The sequence below is a fragment of the Priestia sp. JV24 genome (assembly GCF_025910025.1).
Classification (GTDB): Bacteria; Bacillota; Bacilli; order Bacillales; family Bacillaceae_H; genus Priestia; species Priestia megaterium.
Genome location: NZ_JAPCIN010000010.1, coordinates 270,843 through 285,101 on the forward strand (window position 1 = coordinate 270,843; position 14,259 = coordinate 285,101).

At 40.0% G+C, this 14,259-nt stretch carries 11 protein-coding genes; all 11 read left to right on the forward strand.

The window, feature by feature from the left end:
• Window positions 1–118 precede the first annotated feature (118 nt).
• Window positions 119–1,606, forward strand: coding sequence for an aldehyde dehydrogenase family protein (locus OK414_RS04245; RefSeq protein WP_263045690.1), 1,488 nt, complete (start codon window positions 119–121; stop codon window positions 1,604–1,606).
• Between the two features lie 25 nt (window positions 1,607–1,631).
• Complete coding sequence (locus OK414_RS04250) at window positions 1,632–3,008, forward strand: putrescine aminotransferase (RefSeq protein WP_034654135.1); 1,377 nt, start codon at window positions 1,632–1,634, stop codon at window positions 3,006–3,008.
• A 122-nt stretch (window positions 3,009–3,130) separates the two neighbouring features.
• Window positions 3,131–4,087 carry an agmatinase gene (gene speB, locus OK414_RS04255; RefSeq protein WP_034654134.1) on the forward strand — a complete coding sequence of 319 codons (957 nt, stop codon included), beginning with the start codon at window positions 3,131–3,133 and terminating at the stop codon, window positions 4,085–4,087.
• Window positions 4,088–4,386: 299 nt separating this feature from the next.
• Window positions 4,387–5,766, forward strand: coding sequence for an APC family permease (locus OK414_RS04260; protein WP_047932361.1), 1,380 nt, complete (start codon window positions 4,387–4,389; stop codon window positions 5,764–5,766).
• A gap of 116 nt (window positions 5,767–5,882) precedes the next feature.
• On the forward strand, window positions 5,883–6,539 hold the full coding sequence (locus OK414_RS04265; RefSeq protein WP_170943832.1) for an HAD family hydrolase: 657 nt from the start codon (window positions 5,883–5,885) through the stop codon (window positions 6,537–6,539).
• Window positions 6,540–6,846: 307 nt separating this feature from the next.
• A complete protein-coding gene (locus OK414_RS04270) occupies window positions 6,847–8,232 on the forward strand; it encodes an LLM class flavin-dependent oxidoreductase (protein ID WP_263045689.1) in 1,386 nt (461 codons plus the stop codon).
• Window positions 8,229–9,410 (forward strand): acyl-CoA dehydrogenase family protein, encoded by a 1,182-nt coding sequence (locus OK414_RS04275; protein WP_263045688.1) that lies wholly within the window; start codon window positions 8,229–8,231, stop codon window positions 9,408–9,410. Before OK414_RS04270 ends, OK414_RS04275 begins: the two co-directional genes overlap by 4 nt.
• A 107-nt stretch (window positions 9,411–9,517) precedes the next feature.
• Window positions 9,518–10,651: an FMNH2-dependent alkanesulfonate monooxygenase gene (gene ssuD / locus OK414_RS04280; protein ID WP_171777660.1), complete on the forward strand. Its 1,134-nt coding sequence runs from the start codon at window positions 9,518–9,520 to the stop codon at window positions 10,649–10,651.
• 15 nt (window positions 10,652–10,666) lie between these two features.
• On the forward strand, window positions 10,667–11,857 hold the full coding sequence (locus tag OK414_RS04285) for an acyl-CoA dehydrogenase family protein (RefSeq protein ID WP_171777659.1): 1,191 nt from the start codon (window positions 10,667–10,669) through the stop codon (window positions 11,855–11,857).
• Window positions 11,858–12,200: 343 nt separating this feature from the next.
• A complete protein-coding gene (locus tag OK414_RS04290) occupies window positions 12,201–13,145 on the forward strand; it encodes an ABC transporter substrate-binding protein (RefSeq protein WP_047932359.1) in 945 nt (314 codons plus the stop codon).
• 79 nt (window positions 13,146–13,224) lie between these two features.
• A complete protein-coding gene (locus OK414_RS04295) occupies window positions 13,225–14,259 on the forward strand; it encodes a FecCD family ABC transporter permease (protein WP_034654113.1) in 1,035 nt (344 codons plus the stop codon).

The following is a 14,259-nucleotide window of genomic DNA, read 5'->3' on the forward strand; positions in this document are numbered from 1 at the left end:
TTACACCTATCAAAATGACTGACATTCATTCAAAATATACAATTAATTATCAGAATTATAAGTTTTTAAAAGTTTAAAATGACTGACAATCAGTCGTTATTTAATAAGGAGGTATCTTATGGATCGTACAGCCGTTAAAACGTTAACTTTAAATATGTACATAAACGGAGAGTGGAAAAAAGCAGAGAAGCAGCGTCCTACTGTTAATCCAGCTACAGGTGAAGTGATTGGATATGCTGCAGAAGGCAGCATAGAAGATATGAAAACAGCGATTACAGCAGCACGAGAAGCCTTTGACAGCGGAATTTGGTCTGAGACTTCTGCATCTGAAAGAGCAGCTATCTTATTTAAAATTGCCGATAAGCTTGAAGAAGCGAAAGAAGAATTAGCAGCGCTAGAAACAATGGATAACGGAAAGCCATATCGTGAAGCGGAGGCTGATGTGGAAGATGCGGCTGCTTGTTTTAGATATTACGCTGGATTAATTACAAAGCCAGACGGTCAAACGTACAGTGTTCCTGCACCTATACAAGCAATGGTTATAAAAGAACCAATTGGGGTGTGCGGGCTGATTGTACCTTGGAATTATCCGCTGTTGATGAGCGTGTGGAAAATTGCACCTGCTTTAGCTGCAGGAAACACGATTGTATTTAAACCTTCTGAAGTGACACCGGTTACTCCTACAAAACTTTTTGAGATTTTAGAAAGCGTAGGATTGCCAAAAGGAGTAGCAAACCTTGTTATGGGAGCCGGAGATACTGTAGGAAATACGCTTATTCAAGATAAGCGTGTTGATAAGATTTCCTTTACGGGCGGAACGGTAACTGGAAAACACATCATGCGTCAAGCAGCAGAGAATGTAACGAAAGTCTCTTTAGAACTTGGAGGAAAGTCACCGAACATTATATTTGCTGACGCTGATTTTGAAACAGCTGTAGATTATGCCTTATTTGGAATTTTTGCAGGGAGCGGCCAAATTTGCGCTGCAGGTTCTCGTATTTTAGTAGAAGAAAGCATCGCTGAGAAATTTATTGAACGTTTTGCAGAGCGTGCTCAAAAAATTAAAGTAGGAAATGGAATGGATCAAGAGATTGAAATGGGCCCTCTTGTAAGTGAAGACCATATGAAAAAAGTATTAAAGTACATCGGAATTGGAAAGCAAGAAGGCGCCCGCCTTGTATGCGGAGGCAATCGAATCACCAGCAGTGGATTGGAAAAAGGATTCTTTGTAGAACCTACGGTTTTTAGTAACGTTACGTCAAATATGAAAATTGTGCAAGATGAAATCTTTGGACCCGTTGTTGTTATTCAAACGTTTAAAGACGAAAAAGAAGCTATTAAGCTTGCAAATGATACGGAATACGGTTTGGCAGGCAGTGTGTTTACAAACGACGGCGCAAAAGCTCTTCGGGTGATTAAAAAGCTGCGTGCGGGCATCACTTGGGTAAACACATATCATTTTACATTTAACGAAGCGCCTTGGGGCGGATATAAGCAGAGCGGAATTGGTCGAGGGCTGGGCACGTTTGGATTGGAAGAATTTCAAGAAGTAAAACAAATTAATATTAATTTACAAGTAGAGCCAATCGGCTGGTTTAAAAATTAAAAAGTAGAGAAGGAGCGATATTAAAATGAATACAGTGACGAAAAATCAAGAGGTAAACAAAGCATATGGTGAAGTAAACGAATATATCAACAAAGTGCTGGGACTTATTGAAAAAAGCGAAGTGTCAGCTGAAGAAGCACAGTGGATTACGAAAGAAACAGTAGACGGATTTCGTGAGCATGTCAACCCAGGCTTTTTAGAATATCGCAAAACAGTAACGGTGGATACGCAGTTTGCAGCTGTGGAATGGTCAGATGAAGGCTCTTGTTTTACGGATGTAAACGGTAAAAAATACATTGATTGTTTGGGCGGATTTGGAATTTATAACGTGGGGCACCGCCATCCTAAAGTAGTCAAAGCTGTTCAAGATCAGCTTCAGCGTCAAGCGCTCCATAGCCAAGACTTATTAGATCCACTTCGTGCGATGCTTGCGAAAATTTTAGCAGATATTACACCGGGGGATTTGAAGTATTCCTTTTTCACAAATAGCGGAACAGAAAGTGTAGAAGCCGCTTTAAAATTAGCGAAAATGTATAGTGATCGAACAACGTTTATTTCCACAACACGTTCTTTTCACGGAAAAAGTCTAGGTTCTTTATCAGGTACGGCAAAAGGAATGTTCCGCAAACCATTTCTGCCGTTAATTCCAGGTTTCCGTCACGTACCGTTTGGTGATATTGACATGATGCGCAAAACATTTGAAACGTGCGTGCTTGTAGGGGAAGATGTGGCAGCTGTTTTATTAGAACCAATTCAAGGAGAAGGCGGCATTATTCTTCCTCCTGAAAATTATTTAAAAGAAGTGCGTGCACTATGTGATGAGTACGACGCTATCTTAATTTTTGATGAAGTTCAAACAGGTATGGGACGTACCGGTGAAATGTTTGCATCAGAACTATACGATGTTGTACCCGATATTTTATGTCTTGCTAAAGCGTTTGGAGGAGGAGTTATGCCTGCTGGGGCAGTCGTAGCAAAAGAAAAAGTGTTTTCAAGTTTCTTTGATAATCCGTTTATGCACACAACAACGTTTGGAGGTAACCCGCTTGCCTGCGCAGCCGCTATTGCCACCATTAACGTGTTGATTGAAGAACAGCTGCCAAACCGTGCAAAAGAGCTGGGAGAATATTTCCTTGCTGGTTTAAAGAAAGCAGCTGAAAAACATGGAGATAAAGTACTTGAAATCAGAGGGCAAGGTTTAATGATTGGAATTGAGTTTCACCAAGATGAAATTGGCTATGCACTCTCTAAAGGTATGTTTGATGAAGGGATTCTAGTAGCCGGAACGCTTGTAAATTCTAAAACAATTCGTATTGAGCCACCGTTGACTATTTCAGCGGAAGAAGTAGATCAAGTCATTTCTACATTTGAAAAAGTATTAAATGAGCTGAACCACCAATAAATGTAACAAGGAGCAATGAATATGAGTCGGCAAACGTTTCTTATTCCCGTATTGCTTTCAATGATTTTAGTAGTAGAAATGCCTAGTGACTAATTGAAATCATTGAAACGGAGGAGTAAATTATGAAATATCCATTGTCCCCAGATGTCAAACCAGAATTTTGTACAACGGGCTCATTTATGAGGCTGCCAGCGGAAAGAGAAAATGCAAAAGTAGGGCTAGTAGGGATGCCGTTTGATACGGCAGCATCTTTTAGAGTAGGTGCGCGCTTTGCACCTCAGGCAATTCGGCAAGCTTCCATGACGCTGTTTCCTTATCACCCGGTACACGACGTATATCCATTCGATGATACAAATGCTATCGATATTGGTGATGTGTCCGTTATTCCGCATAATATTCACAGAAGCTATGAATTAATGGAAGAAGCGGTAGGCACTCTTATGGATAGAGGAATTGTTCCAATTGGAATTGGAGGAGATCATTCGATTACCTTAGCAAGCCTTCGTGCTGCTGCTAAAAGATATGGTCCAGTGGCTATGATTCATTTTGATTCTCATACAGACACGTGGGATACGTATTACGATGAAAAGTATTGGCACGGATCTCCTTTTATACGCGCATATGAAGAAGGGCTAGTAGATCCAAAGAAGGTCTTTCAAATCGGTATCAGAGGAACATTAAATCATCCGGGAGATGTTCAAGAAAGCAAAGACCTCGGTTATCATGTAGTAACGGCAGGAGAGCTTGAACATCAAGGATTTTCAGTGGTTTTAGAGCAAATGAAGACAGCGATTGGAGATACGCCGTGCTTTTTAACGTTTGATATTGATTTTGTTGATCCTTCTTGTGCACCAGGAACAGGAACGCTTGAAGTAGGCGGATTCAGCAGCAGAGAAACGCTGAAAATGATCCGTTCTCTGGCGGAATTTAACTATGTTGGATTTGACCTGGTGGAAGTGCTGCCTTCTTATGATCCAACTCAGATAACCTCGTTGCTTGCAGCTACAATCATTCATGATTTTGCTAGTTTAGTTGCAGTGAAAACGAAAAGAGAGTCATTGGATGCGATGATTGAATAACGGCTTGTAAGCAGAAATCCCTCTTATTCAGAGGGTATTTCTGCGTTGATATAGCAGGAGATTAGGAACATATAGCTATTTAAAATAAAGCGCTTTCATAATATGATAAAAGAAAAAGATAGTTTGTTAGCAACCCTTACCAACTTAAAGAAATAAATCATATATTTGTTATAGTAAATGTAACTACTCTTTATATAAAAATGAATGAAAGTCATTCATTTTTATATAAAGAAATTAAATACAGGCATTTATGGATTTAATTGTCAGAATGTTCTTAATAAATAGAAGGGGGAAGATAAATGAAACATGAAACAGTAACATTAAAAAGGTCGTTGAAATTATGGCAGATTGTATTAATGGGGATCGGATATATGACTCCGATGGTAGTGTTTGATACGTTTGGGATTGCATCTGATATGACGAATGGACACGTTCCCACGTCTTATATCATAGCCCTTGTCGGGATGCTTCTCACAGCAGTAAGCTACAAAAAGATGATTCAAGTGTTTCCAAATGCAGGGTCAGCTTATACATATACGCAAAAGACAATCAATCCACATTTAGGATTCTTAGTTGGCTGGTCTGCACTAATGGATTATCTCTTTTTACCGATGGTTAACGCACTTATTTTTCAAATTTATTTATCATCTATTTTTCCTTCGGTACCATCGTGGATTTGGGTTGTCAGCTTCGTCATTATCGTTACGCTGCTAAATTTACGAAGCGTTAATTTCACCGCCAATTTCAATACGTTTCTTGTTGTATTTCAAATGACGATTTTAGTATTGTTTGTTGCTGTTTCAATCAAAGCCCTGCTAGGAGGAATGGGGGAAGGTACTCTTTTTTCTATGAAGCCTTTCTTTAATCAGAACATGACGTCATCAGGGCTAATAGCGGGAGCCACACTTATGTGTTTTTCCTATTTAGGATTTGATGCAGTGGCTATGTTATCAGAAGAAACGCCTAATCCTAAAAAAACGATTCCGCAAGCTATTTTTTTAGTTGCGTTAATCGGAGGAGTCATGTTTACCGTGACATCTTATTTTATTCAAGCGGTTTTTCCAACGTTAGAAGGATTCAAGCATCCAGACGCTGCGGCTCCTGAAATTGCTATGTATGTGAGCGGTACGCTGTTTCAAATTGTCTTTTTAGCTGGAGGAATTGCAGGAACATTATCGTCAGGCATGTCATCGCATGCAAGCGTTTCGCGTTTATTATACGTAATGGGACGCGATCGAATTTTACCTCAGTCATTTTTTGGTTATGTTCATCCTAAGCTGCGCACTCCCTCTCGAAATATTGTATTAGTCGGAGTTGTATCAGCAACTGCCATTTTCTTCAGTCTGGCAACGGCTACGTCATTTATTAATTTTGGAGCACTCATTGCGTTTTCTTTTGTTAATATTTCGGTTATTGCGCACTATGCTGTTCATCAAAAGCAGCACCGGTCGGCTAAGGGTTTTTGGTCATACATTATTATGCCACTATTAGGAGCGGCAGCGATTGGCGTTTTATGGCTTAACTTGGAGCGCAATTCATTTTTACTTGGTATTGGCTGGGCGATTGCTGGTTTAGTTTATTTAGTGTATGCAACGAAAGGTTTTAGAAGGCAGCTGTCTTCCATTGAGTTTAAGGAAACAGAAGAAATGTCACCTTTGATGAAAGTCGGAGAAAAGTAAGGATAGAAACTACCTGTTTAAGCCTATCTTATTAAGGAAGCCACATTTATGGATTACGTATTTTGAACGTGTTACTATGTAAGAACGATAAGATAGAAAAAGGTAGGTAAATTATGATTAAAGCAGTTGTGTTTGATTTTGATGGATTAATTATTGATACAGAATCTGTATGGTACGAGGTGTACCGCGAAATGTTAGAAGACAGGGGAGTAGATCTACCGATTGCAACGTTTGCTTCTTATGTAGGAACGGATGCTACGGCACTTTACGATTACTTGCTTCAGCAGTTTAACAATGAGTTCACAAAAGAGGAACTAGCTCAAGAATCGTTAAGACGTCATCAAGAAAAAATGAAATCATTAGTAGCCCGAGAAGGTGTAGCGGAGTACTTGGCAGAAGCAAAAGAACTCGGATTGAAAATTGGTTTAGCAAGCAGCTCATATCGTGACTGGGTAACAGCTTTTTTAAAAGAGCTAGATTTGCTGCACTATTTTGAAGTCATTCAAACGCGCGATGATGTAGAAAAAGTGAAGCCAGATCCCGCTCTTTACCGAAATGTAATTGAAAAGCTAGGAGTAGATCCTTCTGAAGCTTTGGCATTTGAAGATTCTTCTAATGGAGCAAAAGCTGCTATGGCAGCAGGCTTGCGCTGTGTGATTGTACCAAATCCGTTAACTAAACATCTGTCGTTCGAAAGATATCACTTACACATCGAATCGATGAAAGAGAAAAGTTTAAAAGAAGTGATTCAGTATCTTTGTATTGAAGACTAACGCTAAAAGCGCCACATTTTTCAAAAGAAAATGTGGCGCTTTTTTTATTGTTTTACTGCTTCTTCAGTCAAATAAAAAGGGTTATCTACAGAGGTATAGACGCTGTCGTAGTGTTTTTTTAACTGTTGCAATAATAAGTCAATAACCTTTAAAGAAATCCTAATTCAGCATTAGTAATAGCTTCATTTATGTTTCATTATAAAGAGAGAAGTTTCGTTGACACCCTGGAAGAATATGTTTTAAGATTACTTCCAAACAGATTTAATTCTTAGTTAATTTATGTATTTAATTAGTTTTGGAGGTTTCTATGGGGAAACATATTTATTTAAATGCGTTTGATATGAATTGTGTTGTACATCAGACACCTGGTTTGTGGACGTACCCAAGTGATCAGGCGGCTGAATATAAAACGTTAGATTACTGGGTGAAGTTAGCTAAGTTATTGGAAAAAGGAAAGTTTGACGGTTTGTTTTTAGCCGATGTATTAGGTATTTATGACGTTTATAGGAAAAGTAATGAAGGAGCTCTTAAACAAGCTGCTCAGCTTCCGGTGAATGAACCAACTGCGCTTATTTCCGCTATGGCATATGCAACAAAGCATTTAGGGTTTGGGGTAACGGTGTCTACTACTTATGAGAAACCTTATGCGTTTGCGCGAAAATTTTCGACGTTGGATCATTTAACAAATGGACGCATTGCATGGAATGTTGTGACTTCATATCTTGAAAGCGGGTCAATTAATCTAGGATTAGAAGAACATTTTACGCATGAAACCCGCTATGACATTGCCGATGAATTTTTAGAAGTTTGCTATAAATTATGGGAAGGAAGTTGGGAGGAAGGAGCTGTTGTAAAAGATAAAGAAAAAGGGATCTTTACACTTCCAGACCGGGTTCATCCGATTAATCATAAAGGGAAGTGGTTTAGTGTTCCAGGTGTACATTTATCAGAACCTTCTCCGCAGCGAACTCCAGTTTTATTTCAAGCAGGAGCTTCTGCCCCAGGAAGAGTATTTGCCGCCAAACATGCTGAGTGTATCTTTACAAGTTTTCCTACTAAAAAAGTAGCCGCAGATTATGTAAAGAAAATGCGCGCTCAAATCGCTGCAGAAGGCAGAGACCCACAGAGCGTATTAATTTTTAATTTATTTACACCAATTGTTGGACGAACAGAAAAAGAGGCTGAGAAGAAGCTTGCTCGTTTTGAAAGCTATGTCAATTTCGAAGGAGCAGCCACGCTGTTTAGCGGCTGGACAGGAATTGATGTTTCTGTCTATGAACCAGAACAGCCTATTGAATTTATTGCGACGAATTCAGTTCGTTCCGCTTTAGAGAAATTTACAATAAGTGATCCCGATAGAAAGTGGACGGTAGAAGAGGTAGTGAAATTTGTCAGTATCGGAGGAATGGGACCGGTTACTGTGGGTAGTCCGGAACAAGTAGCTGATTTTATGGAAGAGTGGATAGACGATACGGGCATGGATGGATTTAATATGGCTTATGTGACCACGCCGGGAACGTTTGCTGATTTTATTGATTTAGTGATTCCTGTTTTGCAGGAAAGAGATTTATTCAAAACAGATTACAGTGAAGGAACTTATAGAGAAAAGTTATTTAAAAAATCCCATTTCTTGCCTGATGAACATTATGGCGCTCAGTATCGAAAGACGAGCCAAAAGGAGAGTTTAACATGACTGCGACTACTGTAAAGGAAGAAATTTATCTTGATCAAGCAAAAAAGCTGTCCGTTTCTTTTGCAAAGGATGCAGCACAAAGAGATAAAGAAGGCGGAACACCTAAACAGCAAAAAGATGCTATTCGCCAAAGCGGGCTGTTAAATTTATTAATTCCTCAAAAATATGGCGGAGAAGGCGGGGAATGGTCAACGGTTTTAGCTATTGTTCGAGAGTTGGCGAAAGGCGATGCAGCATTGGGTCACTTATATGGCTATCACTCCTTGTTTGTCTCAGATGTTCGAATCAAAGGCACAGAAGAACAGCAGGCCTATTTTTATCCTTTATCTGTTCAGCAGCAAGCTTTTTGGGGAAATGCCTCTAATCCTTTAGTAGAAAGCCTAAAAGGTGACAAGCAATCACAAGGTTATCTATTAAATGGAACGAAAGCGTTCGGTTCTGGTTCACCGGATTCTCAGTACTTATGGTTATCATTTAATGACAGAGAAACGGGGCAATATTTAAACGGAGTCGTGCCTACTGACAGAACAGGTATTACCGTCAAAGATGATTGGAATGCGATGGGACAAAGACAGACGGGAAGTGGAAATGTAGATTTTAAAAATGTACGAATAGAAGAACATGAAGTGATTCAATATTTTGTTGAAAACCCTACTCCTTTTTCAACTATTGGAGCCTCGCTGTCGCAAATTATTTTAACGAATGTCTTTATAGGAAGCGCTTTTGGAGCAATTGAAGAAGCACAAAGCTATACGGCTTCTAAAACAAGGCCTTGGTTAACATCAGGAGTAGAAAAAGCTTCGGATGATCCAGGTATACTGCGAAAATACGGTGAACTCTGGATTCAAGCGAAAGCAGCCAGTGCACTTGCAGATGAAGCAGCTCTCGTATTGGATGAAGCGTGGGAAAAAGGCAGAAAATTAACGGAAGAAGAACGTGGAAACCTAGCAGTTCACGTAGCGGCTGCCAATGTTTTTGCTGGTAATGCTGCACTGGATATCACAAGTAAGATATTTGAAGTTATGGGAGCGCGTTCGGTTCATGCTGAATACGGATACGATCGATTCTGGCGTAATGTAAGAACTCATACTCTTCATAATCCAGCTGAATACAAGCTTCGAACGGTTGGGAACTGGGTGTTAAATCAGCAGTACCCTACACCTAATCCGTATGCTTGATTTAAAAATAGTAAAAAATGAAGCTATCAGACAACTGAGGCTCCTTATTGCAGTTTATTTGTAATAACGGAGTTTTTTTATGTAGCTTTAAAAAGGGGCGAGTACAAGTGGAGTTATTTTGGTTTATTCCAACGTATGGAGATGGACGTTATTTAGGAAGCCATGAAGGAGCCAGGGCTGCAAGCTATTCTTATTGCAAACAAGTTGCACAAGCTGCGGATGAGCTAGGCTATAGCGGGGTCTTGCTTCCGACGGGAAAATCATGTGAAGACGCGTGGATTGCTGCATCTACTTTAGTGCCAGTCACTGAAAATCTGAAGTTTTTAGTAGCAGTACGCCCGGGTTTAATGTCGCCTACACAAGCCGCAAGAATGGCTGCAACATTTGACCGCTTTTCGAAAGGAAGGCTTCTCATTAATGTCGTAGCAGGAGGAGATCCCGTTGAGCTAGAAGGAGACGGAGTGTTTTTAAACCATCACGATCGCTATGAGCTGACAGATGAATTTTTAACGGTATGGAGAAGGGTATTAAATGAATCCGATGTTCACTTCGACGGAGACTACTTGAGTGTGAAAGGTGGCGACATACTTTATCCGCCAGTCCAAAAACCGTATCCTCCCCTTTATTTTGGAGGTTCTTCTCCTGTAGCGATGGACGTTGCCTCAAGGCATATAGACGTCTATTTAACTTGGGGAGAGCCTCCTGCACAAGTCAAAGAGAAAATTGAACGCATGAAAGAAAAAGCAAAGCAGACAGGAAGAGAAATTCGATTTGGCATCAGGCTTCATGTCATTGTTCGTGAAACTGAAGAAGAAGCCTGGAAAGCTGCAGATGAACTGATTAAACATGTAGATGAAGAAGCTGTTAAATCAGCCCAAAAAGTATTTTCTCGAATGGATTCAGAAGGTCAAAAACGTATGAGCGCCTTGCATCAAGGTGACCGTTCAAACTTAGAGGTAAGCCCTAATCTATGGGCTGGTGTAGGGTTAGTTCGAGGAGGAGCAGGGACTGCTTTAGTAGGAGATCCTGATACGGTGGCACAACGAATCAAAGAATATGCAGAGTTAGGTATCGAAACATTTATTTTATCTGGATACCCCCATTTAGAAGAAGCATATCGAACAGCAGAGCTTTTGTTTCCAAGGCTTCCAGTTAAGCATAAGCACGATGAGAACGAGCGCACATTTATCAGTCCATTTGGTGAAGTGAAAGTGAATGATAAAACACCCGTTAAAAGGTGAGAAAGGAGGGTAATCATGAACAACACCCAAACGATTGCAGCGTCTCAAGAGAAGATCCTTGAATTGGCTAACCAGTTGGCTAAAGAGTTTTCCAAAACTGCTGCAAAAAGAGATAGGGAAGGTGGAACGCCTCTCCATGAGCGTAATCTGCTTAGAAAAAGTGGGCTTTTAGCTCTCCCGATTCCTAAAGAATACGGGGGTTATGGAGCCGGCTGGCCGATTGTTTTTAAAGTCGTGAATATCATTGCGAAAGCAGATAGTTCACTTGCACACTTGTTGGGGTATCATTATTTGACGGTTTGTTCGACTTTTCTATTTGGAAGTACTGAGCAGTACAAAATTTTTTACAAAGAAACATCAGCTCACCAGCTATTTTGGGGCAATGCCTTTAACCCTAGAGATTCAGGACTAAAAGCAGTTCGAGAAAATGGAAGATTAATGCTCAGCGGAAGCAAGAGTTTTTGTTCCGGGGCAACCGATTCAGACCGGTTATTAGTATCGGCTCAAGAAGAAGGAAGCGGTGAGGTATTGTTATGTGTACTTCCTACTTATAGAGCCGGAATCGTTACTGAAGATAATTGGGATGGATTTGGCCAGCGCCAAACGGATAGCGGAAGTGTAAAGTTTGAAGATGTTATCGTTTATGAAGAAGAAATATTGCGTAAAGCAGCTGAAGAGCAAAAGGTTTTTCCTACGGTACGAACGCATTTGGCTCAGCTTATGCTCACTCACTTATTGTACGGTATTGCTCAAGGCGCTTTGGAAGAATCAAAAGTTTACGTGAAGGCTCATACAAAGCCGTGGATAAGTTCAGACGTTGAAGCAGCAGAGCAAGATCCGTACATTATTCAGCAATACGGTGAAATGAGTTTAAACCTTCATGCTTGTTCAGCACTTATAGAAAAAGCTGTTGCAGAATTTGATCATGCATGGAAAAAAGAAGATGCGCTAACGAAACAGCAGCGGGGCGAGTCCGGAGTTGCGATTGCGTTGGCCAAAACATTTACTGTCAAAACGGTCTTACATATTACTTCTACTATATTTGACGGGATGGGAGCGAGAGCCACGTCTGATCAGTATAAATTTGATCGATACTGGCGCAACGCCCGGACAATTAGCTTACACGATCCTATTGCTTATAAGCTGCGTGACATAGGGAAATGGTGTCTCAGCAGTGAACTGCCGCCTATTACACCATATTCATAGAAAGTCTGCTAAAAAGCGGCTGGGATAAAAGTAGTTTAGTTGAAAGAAGATCCGAACGATGAATCGTTCGGATTTTTTTATGGTGATGGTGAACGTAGGTTTCATATATTGAGTTGCTTCTAGTGGTGTCTCAAGCAGTTCAGCTCATATATCCCATTTGTTCGTCTTTAGATTGGGATAATATAGCTATGTCTCAATCTCTTTTTTGTAGAATAGATATAATTTTTTTAATTAAAAAATAACGAATCAGCTTGTTTAAATAGATAAAACTGATATAATGATAACGATTATCAGTTTCAAGAGTCGATTATCTACATAAAGATACAAGCAGGAGGAATGACATTTGAATAAGAAAAAAATAGGACTGCTGGCTTTTATTACAATGCTGGCAATCGGAATGCTTATCGGCTGCAGCAGCACGAATAAGGGTAATTCAGCTGATGAAAAAAGTGAAAAAACAAGAGTGGTCAAGCATGAGCTTGGAGAAACAAAGGTAAAAGAGAATCCAAAGCGAGTAGTCGTATTAGAGTTAGGCTTTATTGATGCATTGTTAGATGCTGGTATCAAACCTGTAGGAGTAGCTGATGATGATAAAGCAGAACAGCTTATTGATAAAGATGTACTAAAAGAAATCAAAGGATACAAATCAGTTGGCACGCGAGCGCAGCCAAGCTTGGAATCGATTAAACTGCTGAAGCCCGATTTGATTATCGCCGATTCAGAACGTCATAAAAGTGTATACAAAGAATTATCGAAAATTGCACCAACGATCGAGTTAAAAAACTTAAATGCTAATTACGATGATTTACTAAATACAGAGTTAAAAGTAGGAGAAGCGGTTGGCAAGAAAGCAAAAGTTGAAAAAGTGGTAGAAGAGCATAAGCAAAAAATGAAGGATTTAAAAGCAAAAGCACCAAAAAATCCGGCCAATGTACTTGTTATCGCTGATGCAAATGGTAATATTAATGCTAGAACTTCAAATTTCTTTACAACGGGTGTTCTTGAACAATTAGGCTTCAAAAATGCATTAACAGATCCTACAAAAGAGTACAGTGTAAAAATGACAATGGAACAGCTTGTAAAAGCAGATCCGGACAAACTCATTGTTATGCGAAATGAAAAAGGTCATACGCCTTTAGCAAAACAGCCATTATGGAAAGAGCTAAAAGCGGTTAAAAATAATCAAGTGTATGAAGTTGATGTATTTAAATGGTCTCTTCGCCGAAGTGTACAAGGTGCAAATGGTATTGCAGATGAAGCAGAAAAGTTATTATTTGAAGGCAAATAATAACGAAGAAAAGAACAATCCAGCGGGATTGTTCTTTTCTTTTTAATGAAATTTCAAATGGAAGGAGGCGCATTCTACTATGAAAGCTGTTCACGGCTTATCCAAAAGAAACAAATCTCCGCTTCGTATAATAGCTACTTTTCTTGCGGTTATTATTCTTTTACTGATTTCAATGTTTTTATCTATTTCCATCGGTTCTATACATATTTCTTTTGGAACGATTAAGCAAGCTATACTAAATTTTGACGGATCAAAAGAACAGTCTATTATTCAAACTGTCCGTCTGCCTCGCTTATTGGTAACGGCATTTGTTGGCGCTAATTTGGCTGTCGCTGGAGCGTTGATGCAAGCATTAACTAGAAATCCGTTAGCTTCTCCTGGAATTTTTGGTATTAATGCCGGCGCATCAGCGGCAATGGTATTTTTAACGGTTTTAGTGCCTAGTGTAAGCATGATTGGCGGGGTATTTGGTGCATTTTTAGGAGGCGCATTTGCTGCTGTTATTGTTTATGTCATGAGTTCGTTGATTAAAGGAGGCGACAGTGATGTAAAGCTTGCTTTAACAGGTGTTGCTATACAAGGTATGCTTATGTCTCTCACGCAAACGCTGCTGATTTTTAATGAAAGCAAAACAGAAGGCGTTATGTTCTGGCTCACCGGTTCAGTTATTGGGCGAGATTGGGGACATGTTCATGTATTGGTTCCTTTTAGCATCGCGGGCCTGCTTATTGCGTTTGGTCTGGGAAGAGCGTCTTCTTTATTGTCTTTAGGAGATGACGTAGCTAGAGGACTCGGGCAGCGAGTCTTTGCCATTAGAGCGTTCACTGCAGTTGTTGTGATTGTATTAGCAGGTGTTTCGGTGGCAATTGCGGGTCCCATTGGCTTTGTAGGGCTTGTTGTTCCTCATATGGTACGCTATTTAATAGGTGTAGATTACCGGTTCGTTTTGCCAATGAGCGCGCTGCTTGGTGCATCTTTATTGCTGCTAGCAGACGTATTATCACGATTTATTACATACCCGTATGAGACTCCTGTAGGTGCAGTAACAGCATTGCTCGGAACGCCGTACTTTATTTACTTAGCGAGACGCAAAAAAACAGAAAGGAAGGCATGA

What these genes read in the sequence shown, in the direction of transcription:
- OK414_RS04245 (WP_263045690.1), top strand. Translation starts at nt 119, where the DNA reads ATGGATCGTACAGCCGTTAAAACGTTAACTTTAAATATGTACATAAAC.
- OK414_RS04250 (WP_034654135.1), top strand. Translation starts at nt 1,632, where the DNA reads ATGAATACAGTGACGAAAAATCAAGAGGTAAACAAAGCATATGGTGAA.
- speB (WP_034654134.1), top strand. Translation starts at nt 3,131, where the DNA reads ATGAAATATCCATTGTCCCCAGATGTCAAACCAGAATTTTGTACAACG.
- OK414_RS04260 (WP_047932361.1), top strand. Translation starts at nt 4,387, where the DNA reads ATGAAACATGAAACAGTAACATTAAAAAGGTCGTTGAAATTATGGCAG.
- OK414_RS04270 (WP_263045689.1), top strand. Translation starts at nt 6,847, where the DNA reads ATGGGGAAACATATTTATTTAAATGCGTTTGATATGAATTGTGTTGTA.
- OK414_RS04275 (WP_263045688.1), top strand. Translation starts at nt 8,229, where the DNA reads ATGACTGCGACTACTGTAAAGGAAGAAATTTATCTTGATCAAGCAAAA.
- OK414_RS04285 (WP_171777659.1), top strand. Translation starts at nt 10,667, where the DNA reads ATGAACAACACCCAAACGATTGCAGCGTCTCAAGAGAAGATCCTTGAA.
- OK414_RS04295 (WP_034654113.1), top strand. Translation starts at nt 13,225, where the DNA reads ATGAAAGCTGTTCACGGCTTATCCAAAAGAAACAAATCTCCGCTTCGT.